12 protein-coding genes and 3 pseudogenes are annotated in these 15,796 nt (G+C 65.9%); 1 reads left to right on the top strand and 14 read right to left on the bottom strand.

The genetic code is table 11. The features are described 5' to 3' along the window. Window positions 1-10: 10 nt before the first annotated feature. The 10 genes and pseudogenes from DY245_RS29470 to DY245_RS29420 all read right to left on the bottom strand — a co-directional run bounded on the left by DY245_RS29470 (window position 11) and on the right by DY245_RS29420 (window position 9,248). On the bottom strand, window positions 11-490 hold the full coding sequence (locus DY245_RS29470; RefSeq protein WP_128510255.1) for a hypothetical protein: 480 nt from the start codon (window positions 488-490) through the stop codon (window positions 11-13). 318 nt (window positions 491-808) lie between these two features. Next, entirely contained in the window at window positions 809-1,696 is an 888-nt protein-coding gene (locus tag DY245_RS29465; RefSeq protein WP_128510254.1) for an SDR family oxidoreductase, read from the bottom strand. Between the two features lie 319 nt (window positions 1,697-2,015). Then, the gene (locus tag DY245_RS29460; protein WP_128510253.1) at window positions 2,016-3,200 is read right to left on the bottom strand and encodes an alcohol dehydrogenase catalytic domain-containing protein; all 1,185 of its coding nucleotides are present in this window, start codon (window positions 3,198-3,200) and stop codon (window positions 2,016-2,018) included. A gap of 509 nt (window positions 3,201-3,709) precedes the next feature. After that, entirely contained in the window at window positions 3,710-4,165 is a 456-nt protein-coding gene (locus DY245_RS29455; protein WP_128510252.1) for an SRPBCC family protein, read from the bottom strand. A 413-nt stretch (window positions 4,166-4,578) separates the two neighbouring features. Then, a pseudogene (locus DY245_RS48425) lies at window positions 4,579-5,704 on the bottom strand (IS701 family transposase). A 59-nt stretch (window positions 5,705-5,763) separates the two neighbouring features. Continuing rightward, a pseudogene (locus tag DY245_RS29445) lies at window positions 5,764-6,710 on the bottom strand (IS481 family transposase). Between the two features lie 101 nt (window positions 6,711-6,811). Beyond that, the gene (amaP, locus tag DY245_RS29440; protein WP_128510251.1) at window positions 6,812-7,408 is read right to left on the bottom strand and encodes an alkaline shock response membrane anchor protein AmaP; all 597 of its coding nucleotides are present in this window, start codon (window positions 7,406-7,408) and stop codon (window positions 6,812-6,814) included. A 9-nt stretch (window positions 7,409-7,417) separates the two neighbouring features. Continuing rightward, entirely contained in the window at window positions 7,418-8,116 is a 699-nt protein-coding gene (locus DY245_RS29435; RefSeq protein WP_220377961.1) for a DUF6286 domain-containing protein, read from the bottom strand. Between the two features lie 433 nt (window positions 8,117-8,549). After that, window positions 8,550-8,777 carry a hypothetical protein gene (locus tag DY245_RS29425; RefSeq protein WP_128510249.1) on the bottom strand — a complete coding sequence of 76 codons (228 nt, stop codon included), beginning with the start codon at window positions 8,775-8,777 and terminating at the stop codon, window positions 8,550-8,552. 36 nt (window positions 8,778-8,813) lie between these two features. Beyond that, on the bottom strand, window positions 8,814-9,248 hold the full coding sequence (locus DY245_RS29420) for an Asp23/Gls24 family envelope stress response protein (RefSeq protein ID WP_128510248.1): 435 nt from the start codon (window positions 9,246-9,248) through the stop codon (window positions 8,814-8,816). A gap of 191 nt (window positions 9,249-9,439) precedes the next feature. On the opposite strand from DY245_RS29420, the gene DY245_RS29415 reads away from it, so the two are divergent. Then, window positions 9,440-10,216: a hypothetical protein gene (locus DY245_RS29415; RefSeq protein WP_128510247.1), complete on the top strand. Its 777-nt coding sequence runs from the start codon at window positions 9,440-9,442 to the stop codon at window positions 10,214-10,216. Between the two features lie 1,113 nt (window positions 10,217-11,329). Here DY245_RS29415 and DY245_RS29405 read toward each other — a convergent pair. The 4 genes and pseudogenes from DY245_RS29405 to DY245_RS29390 all read right to left on the bottom strand — a co-directional run. Continuing rightward, window positions 11,330-11,707, bottom strand: coding sequence for a hypothetical protein (locus tag DY245_RS29405; protein ID WP_128510246.1), 378 nt, complete (start codon window positions 11,705-11,707; stop codon window positions 11,330-11,332). Between the two features lie 210 nt (window positions 11,708-11,917). Beyond that, the gene (locus DY245_RS29400; RefSeq protein WP_128510245.1) at window positions 11,918-12,880 is read right to left on the bottom strand and encodes an SRPBCC family protein; all 963 of its coding nucleotides are present in this window, start codon (window positions 12,878-12,880) and stop codon (window positions 11,918-11,920) included. A 3-nt stretch (window positions 12,881-12,883) separates the two neighbouring features. Next, window positions 12,884-13,561, bottom strand: a complete 678-nt coding sequence (locus DY245_RS44765) for a hypothetical protein (protein ID WP_181923926.1) — start codon at window positions 13,559-13,561, stop codon at window positions 12,884-12,886. 1,048 nt (window positions 13,562-14,609) lie between these two features. Further along, a pseudogene (locus DY245_RS29390) lies at window positions 14,610-15,730 on the bottom strand (PP2C family protein-serine/threonine phosphatase); the annotation flags it as partial. Window positions 15,731-15,796: the final 66 nt, after the last annotated feature.

The following is a 15,796-nucleotide window of genomic DNA, read 5'->3' as shown; positions in this document are numbered from 1 at the left end:
GGTTTATGGGCTACCGGTGGGCGGGTCGGTGTCCGAACAGGTGTCGCTTATGGCGGCGTCCGTCGCCGTTGGAGCGATCACGTCGAGGGGAGGCGTTCTCCTGCTGTTCCGCTGTCCCCAGGTCGCTCTGGTCACGGTAGTCGATGCGGTCGCCTTGCTCTGTCCGTGGAGCAGCCGCGTCCCGTCGCGACTCCTTGTGGCGCACGGCGTGCTTCCTGCGAGACGTTCGGCGGACGCCGCCAAGGAGCAGGCTCAGCCCGAGCACTGCCACCGCACCGACGATGGCGCCGAAGAGGAACAGCATTCCGGTGGATCCGGTCATCTCGTAACCGAAAACCTTGAACGCTGCGGTCAACTCGTGCGCACTACCCATGTTGGTGACAACCGCGGCGACACCGATGACCACCGCAGCGATCAAAAGGACGAGTCCAAGAATCACGATCATGGCATACTCCTGAAATTGCCCGAGCGTGGTCTTCTCAGGCTGCACCCATCTCCTTGCAGAGACCACCGGGCGCGGACCTCTTCGGTGCATTCATCGCAAGGTGAGCGCCCGCACGCCGCCGCCCCTCCGCCCGGCCACGCACCCCGGCATCCAAGATTGCCATTCGACGACTCGGTTTGTATTGCGCGCCGGACAGCGCCGGGCCACGCCGATCCCTTGCTGACCTCGGGCTTCACCGAGCAGGCCGTCCGGAAGGTGATCGAGAAAGCAGAAAATACCCCTGAGCTGCAACAATTCGAGTGGCAGGCAGGTGGCGAGGGTGCCCCTCCTCGGACATTCGGCGCCGCTTACCGGTGCGACTGGCTACCGTCGGCGTGCTTCGTCGTCAGCCCGCCCACCGGCTCCCAGGAGTCCGGTTGCTTCGAAGGGCGTGCGGGCAGCCAGCCGAGGGAGTTCTCTCCGTGAGAGCTGGGTGACGACGGCCGGCAGAGCGGCACGTACCAGCTGGGCGGCACGGAGCCAGGCGGGGACATATACGGCAGTCGAGCGGCGTTCCACGGCCGTGGCCAATCGGACGGCGACCCAGCCAACGGGGTAGATCTTCCTCGCAGGCAGGGGCAGGTGGGCACGGAGCTCGCGCAGCACAGGGTGCCGGTCGGCGTCCCGGATCATGTCGGTATCGATCCAGTTGAGATAGGCGATTCCGACGCCTACATGGTGAGGGGCGAGTTCGGCGCGCAGCGAATGCGTGAAAGATTCCACGCCGGCCTTTGAGGCGCAGTAGGAGCTCATCATGGGAGCGGCTCCGATGGAGGCCAGCGAGGCGATCTGCAGGAAGTATCCGCGCCTGGCCAGCAGGTCCGGCAAAAAGGAGCGGGCGGTGATGGAGCTTCCGATCAGGTTGACCTCGATCACCCGGCGCCACGTCGCCGGGTCGGACCCGGCGAATGGCCCGCCTTCGGCGATCCCCGCGTTCGCCACAACGATGGACGCCTCCCCAAGGTGGTCGCGTACCTCTTCGGCCACCCGGGCCATGGCGCCGTCGTCGGTGACATCGACACTCCAACAGAGCGCTGCCGCCGGAAGGGATGACGCCACTCGGCGGAGTGCTTCTTCTTCCTGCCCGAGCAAGGCCACCCGGGCCCCTCGTTGAGCCAGCTCCCGGGCGATCGCTTCCCCCAGACCGCGCGCTGCCCCGGTCACCACTGCGGTGCGGCCTCGCAAAAGAAGCGGACGCTGTGAGTGAGTCATCGTTACTCCTGACGACAAGCAGATCGCTGGGGCGGCGGCGCCGGCTGCTCTCCACGCACAATCGACAGCCCTCTCACTGTAGGCACGACGAGGCACGGCCGCGCGCTGGTACGGAACAGCCCAGCTCGCGAAGTACGAGTTGAAGTGGCGGTCCCCGCCCGCCCCCGTGCCGGCGCTGCGCTGCCGGAACGGGAAACCCCTCCTGGCATGCGGCCGATGCTCTCCGGCGCGGCAGGGCGGGTGTACCGTGCGTGCGTTCTCGACCGCTCCTTCACCCGTGCCACCCGGCGTCGGCCTCCGGCCCGGCCAAGTGCGAACCTCACAGGGTCAGAATGGTTTTGATCATGCCGTCCCTCTTTGCCTGAAACATCTGATACGCCTGGGGTCCCTGCTCGAGAGGCAGAGTGTGGGTCGCGAAGTCGTCGACGCCCAGCACGTCCTCGTCGTTCAGGAGGGGAAGGATGTCGTCGACCCAGTGTTTGACGTTGGCCTGGCCCATGCGCAACTGAATCTGCTTGTCGAACAAGGTGCGCATCGGTACCGGATCGACGACCCCGCCGTAGACGCCGATGAGGGAGATCGTGCCGCCGCGGCGGACGGCGTCAACAGCCGTGTTGAAGGCCGCCATACTGTCTACGCCGGCCCGGCCCATCACCTTCTCACTCAGCGCATCCGGCAGCAGTCCGGCGAGATTCTGGGCGGCTCTGGTCAGAGGAGCCCCATGCGCCTCCATGCCAACGGCCTCGATGACCGCATCGGTGCCGCGTCCCTTGGTGAGGCGGCGGACTTCGTCACCCACTCCCTTGCCGTACTCATTCAGGTCCAGGGTGTGTACCCCGCGAGCACGGGCCCTAGCGAGACGCTCCGGGACGAGGTCGACACCGAACACCTGCCCTGCACCCTGATGCAGCGCGATGCGGGCAGCCATATCACCGATGGGACCGAGCCCCAGCACGGTGACGTTGCCGCCCTGCGGGATGCCCGCGTAGGCAACGGACTGCCAGGCAGTGGGCAGCACATCGGACAGATAGACGAACCGCTGGTCCGGTGGGCCGTGCGGCACCTTGACGGGCAGCGTGTTGCCGAACGGCACACGTAGCAACTCGGCTTGTCCACCCGGAACTTGGCCGTATAGCTTGGAGAAGCCGAAGAGCGACGCTCCCATCCCACGATCCGTGACCTGGGTGGTTTCACACTGCGACTGCAGGCCCTGACTGCACATCCAACAGGTGCCGCACGAGATGTTGAACGGGACAACGACTCTGTCCCCGACCGCTACCTCCGTGACCTCCGTACCGGTCGCCTCGACGATGCCCATGGGTTCGTGGCCGAGGATGTCCCCGGGGTCGAGAAAGGGACCAAGGACCTCGTACAGGTGCAGGTCCGATCCGCAGATTCCGGTGGAGGTGATGCGCACGATGATGTCGGTCGCATCGACGATCTCAGGGTCGGGCACCGTCTCCACCCGCACATCACGCTTGCCTTGCCAGGTCAAGGCCCTCATCTTGGCTCCTTGGACGCACGTTCTCCTCCGGGGCCGCGCGCGGGACGCATTCGACGGTCCACTTCCACCATGCGGCAGTTGCCTCGCATGCGCAGGACGGGCACGAATACAGCAGGTGAAGGGCCTGGACATCGGACACCGCCCAGGGGATTCCCGCGCCAGGGGTGTGAGCTCGCAGGCAGCGCGTGCCCGAGTTCCTCACCAGGCCAGTCCTCTTGTCGATGCGAAGGACTGGTGGGCCAGACCACCGGAGCCCAGTCTTCGCCATACGGCAGCACCGGGAATCCCTCTGCTGTCCAGTAGGCCCAGCGGCGACCGCACGTGGTCACGCGCTGAGGCGAGGACGGTGTGGTCTGAGCCGATGTCTGGGACGATGACGAGTTCGAGCTGTGGGGCGTTCCCGCATTTCTCTGCCTGGGCCGAGACGGGAACCACGAAGGGTGGCGATCAACAACACGATGTCGTGGAGGTCCCGGGTCCAATCAGTCACCGGCGGGGAACTCGTGTGGTCAGGAAGCCACGGATGCCGATCCCGAACGCTCTTCGACGGCTTGCGCAAGCCGGGCGAGCATAGTGCGGTGTCGGACCTGAATCAGAACGTCCAGCACGACGTTGTGCAACGCCCCGCCAAGCCCCCGGAGTGGGTGCTCATCGAGAATGACCAAGGTGTCGTCGCCCCAGGGCCGGAGCTCAAGTGAGATCCTGACTGTGCCCAGAACTCCGCTGTCCACCTCCATCTCCAGATGCTTCGGCGGCTCGTGGCGGCGCACCGTCGTCTGGTTCTTCAGCGTCCAGGGACCGACACGCACTGTGTACTCGATCGCGGAGCCAACCTGCGGCCAATTGCCTTCCTGCTCATGAGACTCCGACGTACCTACCACCCAGGCGCCGTACCGCTCGCCGTCACACAGAAAGCTCCATACCGCTTCCGGCGCGCTCCGGATCAACCGATGCCGTACAGCCATACCGGCCTCCTTCTCCAGTGACACATGGGCCGGCAGCACCCTGATACCAGCCTAGGTCGGTCCCCCGCGACCGACCTTTCGGTCCTCGGCGGCGCGCAATGCCCTCGCGTGCGGGACTCGCCGGAACGAGGCGACGTCAGGGCAAGGCGGCGGCCCGGCGCGACAGCGCTGTCGCCACGACGGATCCCACACAGACATCCGCCTCGTAGCTCGGCCCGGCCGGCGGCGCAGCACACCCGGCCCCACCATCCACCAGCCGCGCGACAACGATACGGTCATGACAACTAGTAGGGCTTTGTTAGGTGGTGTCGTAGGGCTGCCATGGGGTGGGTTGGTGGCAGGTGGGGCAGGTGCCCCTTCAGGTGGCCAGGTGGCCAGGAGGTGTTGGAGGAAGTTCAGGGCCTGGTAGAGGGTCAGGCCCTGGCAGGAGCTTTTGGGCAGGTCCGCTGTTCGGTCAGGAACAGGTGGGCGGCTGTGACGAGGGTGACGTGCCGGTGCCAGCCGTTGAACGAGCGGCCCTCGAAGTGGTCCAGGCCCAGGGCTGTCTTCAGCTCGCGGTAGTCGTGCTCGATCCGCCAGCGGGCTTTGGCCAGGCGGACCAGGTCCTTCGCCGGGAGGTCGGCGGGCAGGTTCGAGATCCAGTACTTGACTGGCTCGTCGTGCCCGTCGGGCCATTGAGCGATCAGCCGTCTCAGTGGGATCGTGCCGTCTGCGGCGGGCTTGGGCCGCCGCCCGGCCAGCCGAACACGAAGCAGGACAAAGCCCGAGCTCATCGCGGCTTTGGGCGGGTGCGGTAGCGCGGCAGCGGGCGGGGTCCGAGCCCTCCACAGGCAGGCTGACGGGGTTCGGCGTTCTTGGGGTAGGCGGTCATCTCAGCCTTGGCCTGGAGCACGTAGGCAAGTCCTCGGTCTTCCAGACCGTGCCGGAAGTCGGCGTTGGCGCCGTATCCGGTGTCCGCCACCAGGGCGGCAGGCCGCAGTCCGATACCGGCGAGTTCGTCAAGCATCTCCAGCGCCAGCTGCCACTTGGGACGGTGGTGTTCGTCTTCGGGGATGCGGCAGCGTTCCCGCTGAACGGCGGCATCCGGCCTGTCCCAACCGGCGGGCAGAAACAGGCGCCAGGACAGCGGACACGAGGCGGCATCGGAGACGGCGTGGACGCTGACCCCGATCTGGCAGTTGCCGACCTTGCCCGTGCCCGAGTACTGGCAGGCCACCCCGGGAGAGGCCGTGCCGTCCTTGGGGAAGCCGGTGTCATCCACCACCCACATCTGCGGACGCACCACCCCGACGGCCCGCCACGCCAGGCGGGCCCGCACCTGATCGACAGACCAGGTCGACGAGGTCATGAACTGCTGCAGCTGCTGATGGTCGATCCCGAGTCGCTCGGCCATCGGCTGCATCGACTTCCGCCGGCCGTCCAGCAGCAGTCCCCGCAGATACAACTGACCCTTCGCCCGCTGATCCCGCCGCACCAGCGGCGCCCCCCCCCAAACTCCTCCAACCGACCCCGACACTCAGCAAGCTCACCCACCCTCATACACACAGCGAACTACCGAACACCAACCGCGACAAGACCAGCTAACAAAGCACTACTAGCTAGGTGTATTGACCTGGAGCGTTGCTTGCGCGGCTGACGGGTGGCCGGCCGCCCAGTGCGGTGTGGCAGCGGTGGTGGTTGTAGGTGTGGAGGAAGTCTGCCAGGGCTTGGTTTCGCTGTTCGTTGCTGGTGTAGGCCCTGATGTAGGCCCATTCGTCGAGCAGGGTGCGGTGGAAGCGTTCGGCCTTGCCGTTGGTCTGCGGTCGGTAGGGGCGGGTGAGTTTGCCGGTTGCGCCGAGGTCGGCCAGGGCTTGCTTCCAGGCCAGGCCTTTGCGGTAGGACCACGCGTTGTCGGTCAGAACGCGTTCGATGCGGGTGATGCCGTGGTCGTGAAAGAAGGTGGAGGCGCGGGTGAGGAAGTCCGCGCAGGTGGCGACCTTTTCATCCGGGTGGATCTCGGTGTAGGCCAGGCGGTCGTCGACGGCGGAGTGCAGGTAGTCGAAGCCCATGCCGCGGATGGGCCGGCCGGCGTCACGGCCGAGGGCTTTGTGGCCGCCGCTGTCGGGGATCCGGCCCAGTTTCTTCACGTCGACGTGGACCAGTTCACCTGGGCGTTGGCGTTCGTAGCGGCGGATGATCTGTCCGGTGGGCCGATCGATGAAGGCCAGGCGGTTCAGGCCGTGGCGGGTCAGGATGCGGTGGACGGTTGAGAAGGGCAGGCCCAGGATCAGGCCGATGCGGGCCGGGCCGGGCTTGCGGTCCTGCCGCAGCCGGCACACCTGTGACTCGGTTCGGGCCGGAGTGCGGTGGGGTGTTGTCCTCGGCCGGCTGGAGCGGTCGTGCAGGCCCGCCTCGCCTTCAGTCCGCCAGCGACGGACCCCTTTGTGGGCGTGATGCGGGAGACGCCCATCTCGGCTGCGACATGGGCGACGGGACGGCCGGAGAGGACACGGTCAACCAGCAGCCGCCTCCCGAAGACGGTCAGCCGAGCATTACGGTGGGACACGAAGACCTCCGAGCGGTGAAGCGTAGACACCTCCACCACACCGAAGGTCTTCGCCATTCATCAAGACCCGCCAGCGTTAACAACGCTCGTGATCAATACAGCTAGGAGACGCGATGGGCGTGGTGGCGCACTTCTCGTAGTCGGACCGTAGTCGGGAGGCGGTTCAGGCGTGCCGAGTTCCGTGCGTGCGCGAGCGTTTCCCCGCTCAGTTGCCTGAGCGCCTCAGCTGGATCCGCGTGGGCTTCCAACCGTAGCCGCACTCGTGTGGCTGGAGCGGTGCGCCGCCCCGTCAGCCGGACATGAGCCCGTGACACGCCGTCCAGGGCTTGCGACTCTGCCGCGATCGCATTCTCCAGCGCACGGCCGTTCAGCCGGGCTCCCGCGCCGTCATCGGTGTCCACGAGAACCTCTCCCAACCGGTGTCTGCGGAACTGCGCAAGCAACCACCACAGCAGGAGAGCGAACACCACGGCGAGGACTGCGATGACGCTCGGCCACCACCAGCCCCATTCCTGCCACCGGGTGCGTCCCTCGGCTCCCAGCACCACGTCGTTCGGCCCACGGAAGGGCCACCAGCCCGGCATGCGGAAGCCCCAGCGGCGCTGCATGTCCAGCCCGCCCAGCAGGACGCCGCCACCCAGAGCGAACAGTCCAAGGCCCACCAGGCCGAGCAGCACCCGGTTCACTCTCGTCAGCATCGGGATGCCTCAGCCTTTCTTCGGGCGCTGGACACGCACGGCCAGCCTGGGTTGCCGGGCGAGGCCCAACGTCCTCACCGTCTCGTTCAGGGCCGCGTCCAGGTCTGCGCTGACGTCGTCGAGATCGCGGAAATGTGCCTGGGCCCGAGTTTTGATCTTCCGCCGGCCGACATCGACCCGTGTCGACTGGACACCGGGCACCTGCATGGCCCGGTCACGCAGTACGAGAGCGGCTGCACGGCTGTCGAGCCCGGCGTGGACCTCTTCTGCCCCTGGGACTCCGGCGGGCTGCCGCATCGGTAGCAGCCTGCGTAGTCCTGGCGTCACTGCCAGCACGAAGAGCCACAGGCCCAGGATCATGGCGACTGCGGCCCCGACGGTGAGCCACGTGTCATCCAGCGGCCGTGTGGCCAGCTCGGCGGCGAGCTGCCGTCGCCAGCCCATGGCGGGCCGGTGAGCCCGCACCGAGACCACGTCGTACAGGAGCAGTCCGATGCCGGCTCCGCACAAGAGGGCAATGACAGTCGCGGGGATCCGCCGGGCGGACCAGAAGCGGTGTGCCGACCAGCCAGAGTCGTTGTCCGCTCCCGTCGCGCCCCTATCCGGGGGGTTGCCTGCGGCCGATGCGGCTTGACCGGGATCGGAGGGGGCACGCTCGTTGCCGGCCGACAGCCGCCTGGTGTTCGAGCGTGGCTCGCCGGCGCTCATCTCACCCTCCTCTGATTTGTGCGCTGCGAGTGCACCGAGTGGAGCCTCGCAACCGACACCGCCAGGTCGGGCACGTCCATGCCGGCCCATGCCCTGAGCCGTCGGGTCACCTCTCGGCGAACCGCGGCGCACTGTGCCCCGATGTCGGACGGATAGCCCAGTTCCACGGCGATGTGCAACCGTGCTTCGCCGAGCACGGTTGGCCGTCTGACGGCAGCCTGGCGTTGTGTGGCTTTGCGCTCGGGTGTCCGCTGTACGGACACCGTCACATGCGGTACCGGACGGTTGGCCGCTAGATATCCGGCTGCCTCTCCGAACCTGTTCAGCGCCTCACGGGCGACCTGGGAAGCGATCTTCGCAACGACCCGGTCGGCGATAGTGATCGCACCGCGCTCCCCGCTGGGACCGCCCGAGGGCCGATCGGTCTCGGTTGTCACCGCCGCCAGTCCCCCGGCACCCGTCGCTGTTCAAAGCCGGCCCGCTGCTCATCATCACGGTGCCGGAAGAAGTAGCCCGGTTCCAGATCACCTTCCATCAAACGTCCGGCCACAAGCCCGACGACGCCCAGCCCCAACACCGTCAGGAAGGCCCCGAAGCCGCCGAAGTATCCGGCGAAGCCCAGCGCCATCCCGGCGAACAAGCCGATCACAGCCTTACTCATTGTGCGCTCCTTCGCTCAAGCGACCCGCTGGCTCGGCTAATGGACCCTCTGTTGCTCTTCCTCTTCGTCCTCCTCGTCGGGAAGCTTCACATCGCTGACCGCGATGTTGACTTCCACGACTTCCAGGCCCGTCATGCGCTCCACAGCGGAGATCACGCTCACCCGCACGGCACCGGCCACGTCCATGATCGAGACGCCGTAGTCGACGACGATCTCCAGGTCAATGGCCGCCTGCACATCTCCGACCTCGACGCGTACCCCACGCGTGACGGATTTGCCGCTGCCGGCTCCGGGCACGCGCCCCCGCACAGCCCCCATGGAGCGCGCGAAGCCGCTGCCCAGGGCATGGACGCCGATCACGTCCCGGGCCGCTATTCCGGCGATCTTCTCCACCACCACATCGGCGATGGTCGTGCGGCCACGAGACCTCGGATCGCCACCGCGCGCTCTCTCAGGGGTGTTCTCGGTCATCGCGTCATCCCTTCGTGCAGAGCCCACACACAACACTCATTAAGCACATTAGATAACATTTACGGCATTTCGCTTGGTGGTGCGGCACGATGAGAGCGGTAGCTGGCCAGATGAGGAAACTCCCCGCGACCTGCGCAGCAGCCTGGGCAACGCGACAGCCGATCCGCGGCGAAGAATGAGGTGAGCGGCTGGTGACAGTCGAGGCGTGGACGCAGGCCGTAAGACTGCAGCTCGAGCTGGGCCGACTGCTTCCTCTCGGAGAGCCCGACGACGGGGCTTGGATCACCGAGCAGGCGGCCGTCCGGGTGCTCGGGCGCGCGGCCGCGGAGGTTCCCGGTGTGGGGCTGGAAACCCTGCGCGTTGGCGCGATACCGCTTGCGTCTTCGTCCGAGCCTGCTGTCCCCCCGCCGGTCAGTGCCCTACCGCCCGGACCGCTCAGGATCGAGGCCACCCTCTCTGCGGCCATGCAGCAGTCGCTTTCCCACACAGCTGAGCAGCTGAGGAGCGCACTGCTCAGCGCGGCCGTTGAACGGCTCGGCCTGGCCGCCGTGGCAGCCGATCTGCACATCACGGATCTCCTGCAGAGCCCGGAAGCGGCAGCCCGGTCGCAGACCCCGGAGATGGCTCTCAGGCTCACACGGGAAGCTGCCGCCGCACGAAGCCCACACCCAGCCCCCGGACCGGTACCAGCGCGGGAACCCTCTGGCGAGCTGGCTGACGTCATCATGGCCGTGCCCGGCGTTGCCCGGCTCACACCGGTGCTGGGAACCCGTCCCGTCAAAATGCAGCGACATGACGATCCACCTGGCCGGCACATCGAGGTCCAGCTCGCGGTCGCCCCCGGGCACCATCCTTTGAAAGTCGCCCGCGCGGTCCGAGCAGCAGTCGCCGGCGCAGCCGCCGACGACGCCCCGGGCCCGGTCACCGCGGCCGTCCTCATCACGGAAGTCGAGGATGACGACAGCTGACTCCATGAGCCGGGTCATTCGTGGATGATCAGGAGGCGAGCCCGAAGGCCGCAGCATCCACGATGTGGGTCTCGCGGCGTGGTTCGGCGGCACGCTTATGGGTGCAATCGGGGTCAACGGCGCCGCAGAGGAAGCCGGCGGCAACCAGACACCGCACGGATCGCAAGCGCCGGTCGGTCTAAGTGGACACCTGTCAACACTGCCGCCATCACCGCCCATCTGATCGGAGCGACCGGACTTCTCACTGCCAACAAGGCCCGTCTTCCCTACCAGCGGGGTCTGATGGCCTCTACCGCGGCCAAGACGGCGCTGACCGGCCTCGCCTTGGCCGCCACCGCCTATAGCCGCATGCTCGGGAAGTAGGTGGAACTCTCCTCCTCCCCCGACCCTGACCAGGCCGACATGTCCACCAGCCGTCCCATCCCGCTGGTGCAAGCCCAGCGGCAGCTGCACCTGGCCTAGTGGGCCGTCCCCGCCTCCACCGCCGGCTTGCTGGTCCCTCAACACCCTCCATGGCGAACAACAGCGCCCGGCCGAACAGGTACGCGGCATGGTTAACAAAGCCGTCTCACCCCTCAACATCCACCACTGACCCACACGTTCTTCCGTCTGGGGATGCCGTTCCGGACAGCCGACTGCGCAACAAGGCATGGCCATGACTCAGCACCGAGCCCCTACGCAGAGACGTCTCCGCCGAGGTGAAGGTGAGGCCTACGTGACGGACGTGCCGCCGCAGGACCGTATCGACCAGGTGCCAGCCAAGGTCGCTGGTGCCGTCCTCGGTGTCGGGAACGCGGCCGTGCGGGAGAGCGGGTGGCCGGGTCGCTGACATAGGCATCAAGGCCGTCGGCGCACATGAGGCTTTCCGGCCGCACGGTCTGGGGCGCCTACCAGGAAAGCCGGGCGGCGCCATTGCCGACGCCTTCAGGGCACAGCCCGCTCCTGGACAACTGCAGTCAACGGGGCGGTAGCGCTCGGCAACCCGCGCGAGGCGCGGGGGAGCCGACCAAGCCCCTCTCAAGTGACATCACTGTCACTCCGAGTGACTGTTGAGCCACATGCGTCTTCTGTGGCCGGCATAAAGGCGTTCTGCGTCGGCCGGGATTCTCAGTCCTACTCGGAGCGCGGTTCCTGCGGGTCGACTCCTGTGGAAGCTTTGGCGTCCCTACTGCCGCTCGGGCGTTGCGAAGCGCCGCGACGGCCTTCGTCGTGCATGCCCTTTTCCTTGGACCTGCCACCCTGCTTCTCTCCCCGTCGGGAGGAACTCTTGACGGTGTCGCCCGTGACACCTTCCACCTCTTCTTTCGAAGTGGTCTTTTCAGGCCCGGGCTCGGGCGCGTACTTGTCAGGGTGGAACGAGCGGTGCGCGCTCGGATTATCCTGTTGCCGAGTCTCATCGACATCCGGAGACCAGCCGTGCTGTTTGGTTCCCTTGTGGCGACTCGGCCCTTCGCCATGCGAGGGCCGGGATGATTTTTCGTGCTTGGTCATGTGCAGACCCGCCTCTCATATCCGCCACACTGCGGCGACTGAGTGTGGCGCCACCACCAGGATACTTGGCGCCCCTGGATAACGAAATCCGCCAGAACTTCAGGCGAATTCTCGTTGTCCAGAGCCTTGCGCTGCCCGAAATCTTGCCTGACATGAATTTGCGACGACGGCGGGAGAAACGTCAACCCACCCCTGCTCGCGCAACGCCCCCTACTTTTCGTCTTCTTCGTCTTCGTACTCTCCCTCCTCTTCGTCGTACTCCGTGTCTTCGTCTTCATCCTCTTCGGGCTCGTCCTCGAACCCTTCGGCGTCTTCCTCGTCTTCGACGTCCTCGTCTTCGACGTCCTGGTCCTCGTCGTCCTCAAGTCCCTCCTCGTGGGTTCGGACGACTTCCCCGTCGCGGATCTCGCCGCGCCAGCCTTCGACATCTTCGTTGTCGGTGAGCGTGACATACCGCTGGAAGTGTTTGAGGTCCAGGCGCAGGCGGCGCCCTTGAGCACGCCAGATGTTGCCGGTCTTCTCAAAGAATCCGGAAGGGTAGTATTCGACGACGGCTACGATGCGCGTGAGGTCCGGGGTCAGTTCGTGGAAGCTGATGGCACCGCGTGTGGTGCCTTTGCCTCCTTCGGAGTTCCACACGATCCGCTCATCGGGGACCTGCTCCTGGACGGTTGCCTTCCAACTGCGGCTGGAGAGGGCGACTTTGAGCTTCCAGTCACTCTCGATCTCGTCCGACTGCGAGACGCTCTTGACGCCCTTGGTGAAGCTGCTGAACTCCTCAAGTTGAGTCCAACGGTCATAGACCGTGCGCAGGGGAAAACCGACGTCGATGACCTCGACTATATTGGTGACCTTCTTGTCCCCGGATTTACCGCCCCCACCGAAGAACCCCTTGACGGTGTCTACCGCCTTGTCCTTGAGCTCTCCGGCTTTCTCGCTGAGAAAGGCCTTGATGGGCGACTCTCCTCCGCCGAGAACGCGCTTCCCTACGTTGAGCAAGGTGCTGTTTCCGTCTCCCACGTCGGCCAGGCCCTGCGCGAGGTCGGTGATTTTGTCACCGGCTTTGTCTGCCAACCGCTGGCCCTGTGCCTGGGCGAATCCGGCCAGCTGCTCTTTGAGCATGTCGAGGCCGGACGGACTGTCTGGAGCGGCGTTGTCCTCCTTCTTGGCCATGGTCTACCTCCTTCGGCTCGTCCGGCGGGATGTCTTCTTGGCAGCGGACTTCTTTGCCGTTGACTTGCCGGCTGTTGCCTTCTTCGCCGGGGCATTCCTGTCCGCAGCCCTCTTCGCCGGGGTTCTCTTCGCCGGGGCCTTCTTCGTCGAAGCCTTCCTGGCTACCGTCTTCTTCGCCGGTGCCCTGCGGGCCCGCTTCGCGGCCGCCTTCTTCCTCGGTCGCCGGTGGGAGGACTTCTCCCCTTCTCCCTCGGCCTCTACGTCCTCGTCGGCCTCTTCCTCGTCGGCCTCTTCCTCCTCGGCCTCTTCGCCCGCATCCTGCTGTTCGGCTTCTTCGTCCTCTTCCTCCTCGGCCTCTTCGTCTTCCGGTGGTTCCTGTAGAGCGCTCGTGCGCTTCTGCAAGACCTCGGCGAGGGACTCGAAACCGCGGTTGGCCGTCGCGGACAGTGCTGCACGACCAGCCTCGAGAACCTCACCGCGAATCTGGTCAATGAGCTGTGCGGCCTGGGGAGTCTCAGCCAGCTTGCTTACCCCTTGGCCGATCAGCGCTTTCGGGCTGAGCATCCCCTTGCCGGCGAGCATCGAGGCGACTCCGATGGCGAGCTTGCCTTTCTTGGTTCGGCCCAGCGCGTATCCGGCCGCGAGCGCAGCGGCCAGAGTGACTTTCGTTTCGGTATCCATGAATGGCCTCGTGTAACTCGTGGGATCAGGCTAGTCAGAGGGCACGCAGCCCATTCCCTTGCCGCCGATCCTCGGGACCGACTCCCCCAGATGCCCATCGAGGTGGTCGTGCCTCCCGCTTTTCCAGCTTCCCCCCGGATCCACGGGATCGCATCTTCCCCGGCGGTTCCTCGTGAAGATCACGGTCTGTCCAGCGATAGAACGAAGCATGAACGCTGCAATGGGGAAACCGAAGCGGACAGCCGAGCATTGCCCAAGCTGTCCGGTCTACAGCTGCGGCCACCGGATCGTTGTACGAGCCCCCTGCGGCACAGCGATGCGCACACCGTGCCCCTGTCCGGCATGCTCTTCGGATGCGAGGGTCCGCAACAGTGTCGGCCCACTCCAGCGGATGCAGCTCAGGGGCGTCTGCGGGTGCTCTCCGCCCGGATTCTTGAAGGCGGCGAGCGCTTCGATGGGCGCGGATCGCTGCCCAGAGGGTGATGCATTCGACGACGGCCGTGATTCCCGCGGGGTGTCGGGGGGACATCCCCTCACCGGTGAGCTGGAGCAGAGTGTCGCGCCGTTGTCGGGGGTGACCAGGCGGTCCGCCATGCCCCCCGTGATCGGCCGGTCCACCTCGCGCATCGCCAACGAGAGATCGACCGGGAGCAGTTCGCAAGCATGACCAGCTTGATGGCTCCTGGCGCCGACAGCCCGCGTACCCGCCCAGCAGCACCACATGTAGAAGGTTGTCGTTGGTGAGAATGAGGCGCACTGCGCCGGTACGAGCAGAAGTCCCGACGGGCCTGGACATCGACCACATGATGCCGCTCACCGATGCTTGGAACTCCGGAGCCTCCCGGTAGTTGGCATCGCGACCGTGCTGTCCGGGCGCCGCACCTGGCAGGCCGCTCCCGCGCAAGATGGCGGGGCCCGGCCATCAGCCGAACCTCCTGAAGTCCCGTCAGTGGGCGAAGGGCACCCCTCTGACGATGCCAAGGCCTAACGTAGTGCGGGGTTTCTTGCGCCCCTGTGCCCTTGGGATTTCCGAGGCGTGCTCTACAGATCAGCCGCTGAAGTCGGGCTTGGCGAGATGGCCGGCACTGCCGCCGTTCCACTCCACCAGGAAGAGCGTCGCGTCATCGCTCGTGGTTCCCTTCTCCTGCATCAGGGCGTGGGAGAGGGCTCGCACCATGTGCTGCACGCTGCGGCTGGCCGGTCCGATGCGCTCAACAGTTTCGGCCAGGCGCCCTCTCCGAAGAGCTCTCCTCTGTCTACGTGTTCCTCGACGAGACCGTCCGTGTAGAACAACAACCGGTCGCCCTGCTGAAGCTGCCGGGTGCTGTTCTGTGGTGTGTCTCCACCCAACCCCACCGGCAGTGTTTCCGGGCCTTCCAGCGCCGTGATGACACGGTGGTCGCGGATGAGCAGTGGGGCCGGATGGCCGGCGTTGACCCACTCCAGGTGGCCAGTACTTACATCAAGGCGCATCAATTGCGCGGTGACGCAGTTGTCCGGGCCGAATTGTTCGTCGATGACACTGTCCATAAAGGCGTAAAGACCGGCGAGTCCGACGTCGGCACGTCTGGCGTGGCGATAGGCCCCGACGGCAGCGGTCGCGAGCATGGGAGCGTTCAAGCCATGTCCCATGGCATCGATGATGGCCAAATGCAAGAGGTCGTCGTTGAGGGCGTAATCCAAACTGTCGCCGGCCACGTCGTATGCGGGCTCCATGATTCCGGCGATGGACACCTGTGGTGTGCCCATCGTCAGTGGAGGCAGGAGTGACCACTGGATCTCGGCGGCCACACTCATCGATTGACGCCGCCACGCCAAGAAGAACTGGTCCGTATAGCCATTTTTGGTGACGATCATGTCAGCGACCAGGTCGGCGAGACGACGCAGCAAACGGCGATCATCGTCATCGACGCTGTCGATGGTGAGAGCCATCACCCCGACCTCGTCACTGCCGTCGAGCAGCGGCAGATACATCCTCACACCGTCGTCCTGTGGGTGTTCAACCGCGGTGACATGAAGAAATGCCTCACCGGCGGGAGAGTTGTCGATAGGAAACGGATCACCGGTCATCAGTCCCTGGCCCGGCAGCGGAAGCATCTGACCGTAATCTTGCAGAAGGATCATGACATCGCGGCCCCCGAGCATGCCGAGATCGCCGCCGGCCAGCGGAACACCTATTCACAGGGAGTGATGATGACGGCCCTGACCTGACACGGGAAGCGCGACGTACGAGTC

It is taken from the genome of Streptomyces inhibens (assembly GCF_003389455.1).
Taxonomy (GTDB): Bacteria; Actinomycetota; Actinomycetes; order Streptomycetales; family Streptomycetaceae; genus Streptomyces; species Streptomyces inhibens.
Note: the sequence above shows the minus strand (reverse complement) of the source record. Positions and strands in the feature narration are given on the sequence as shown.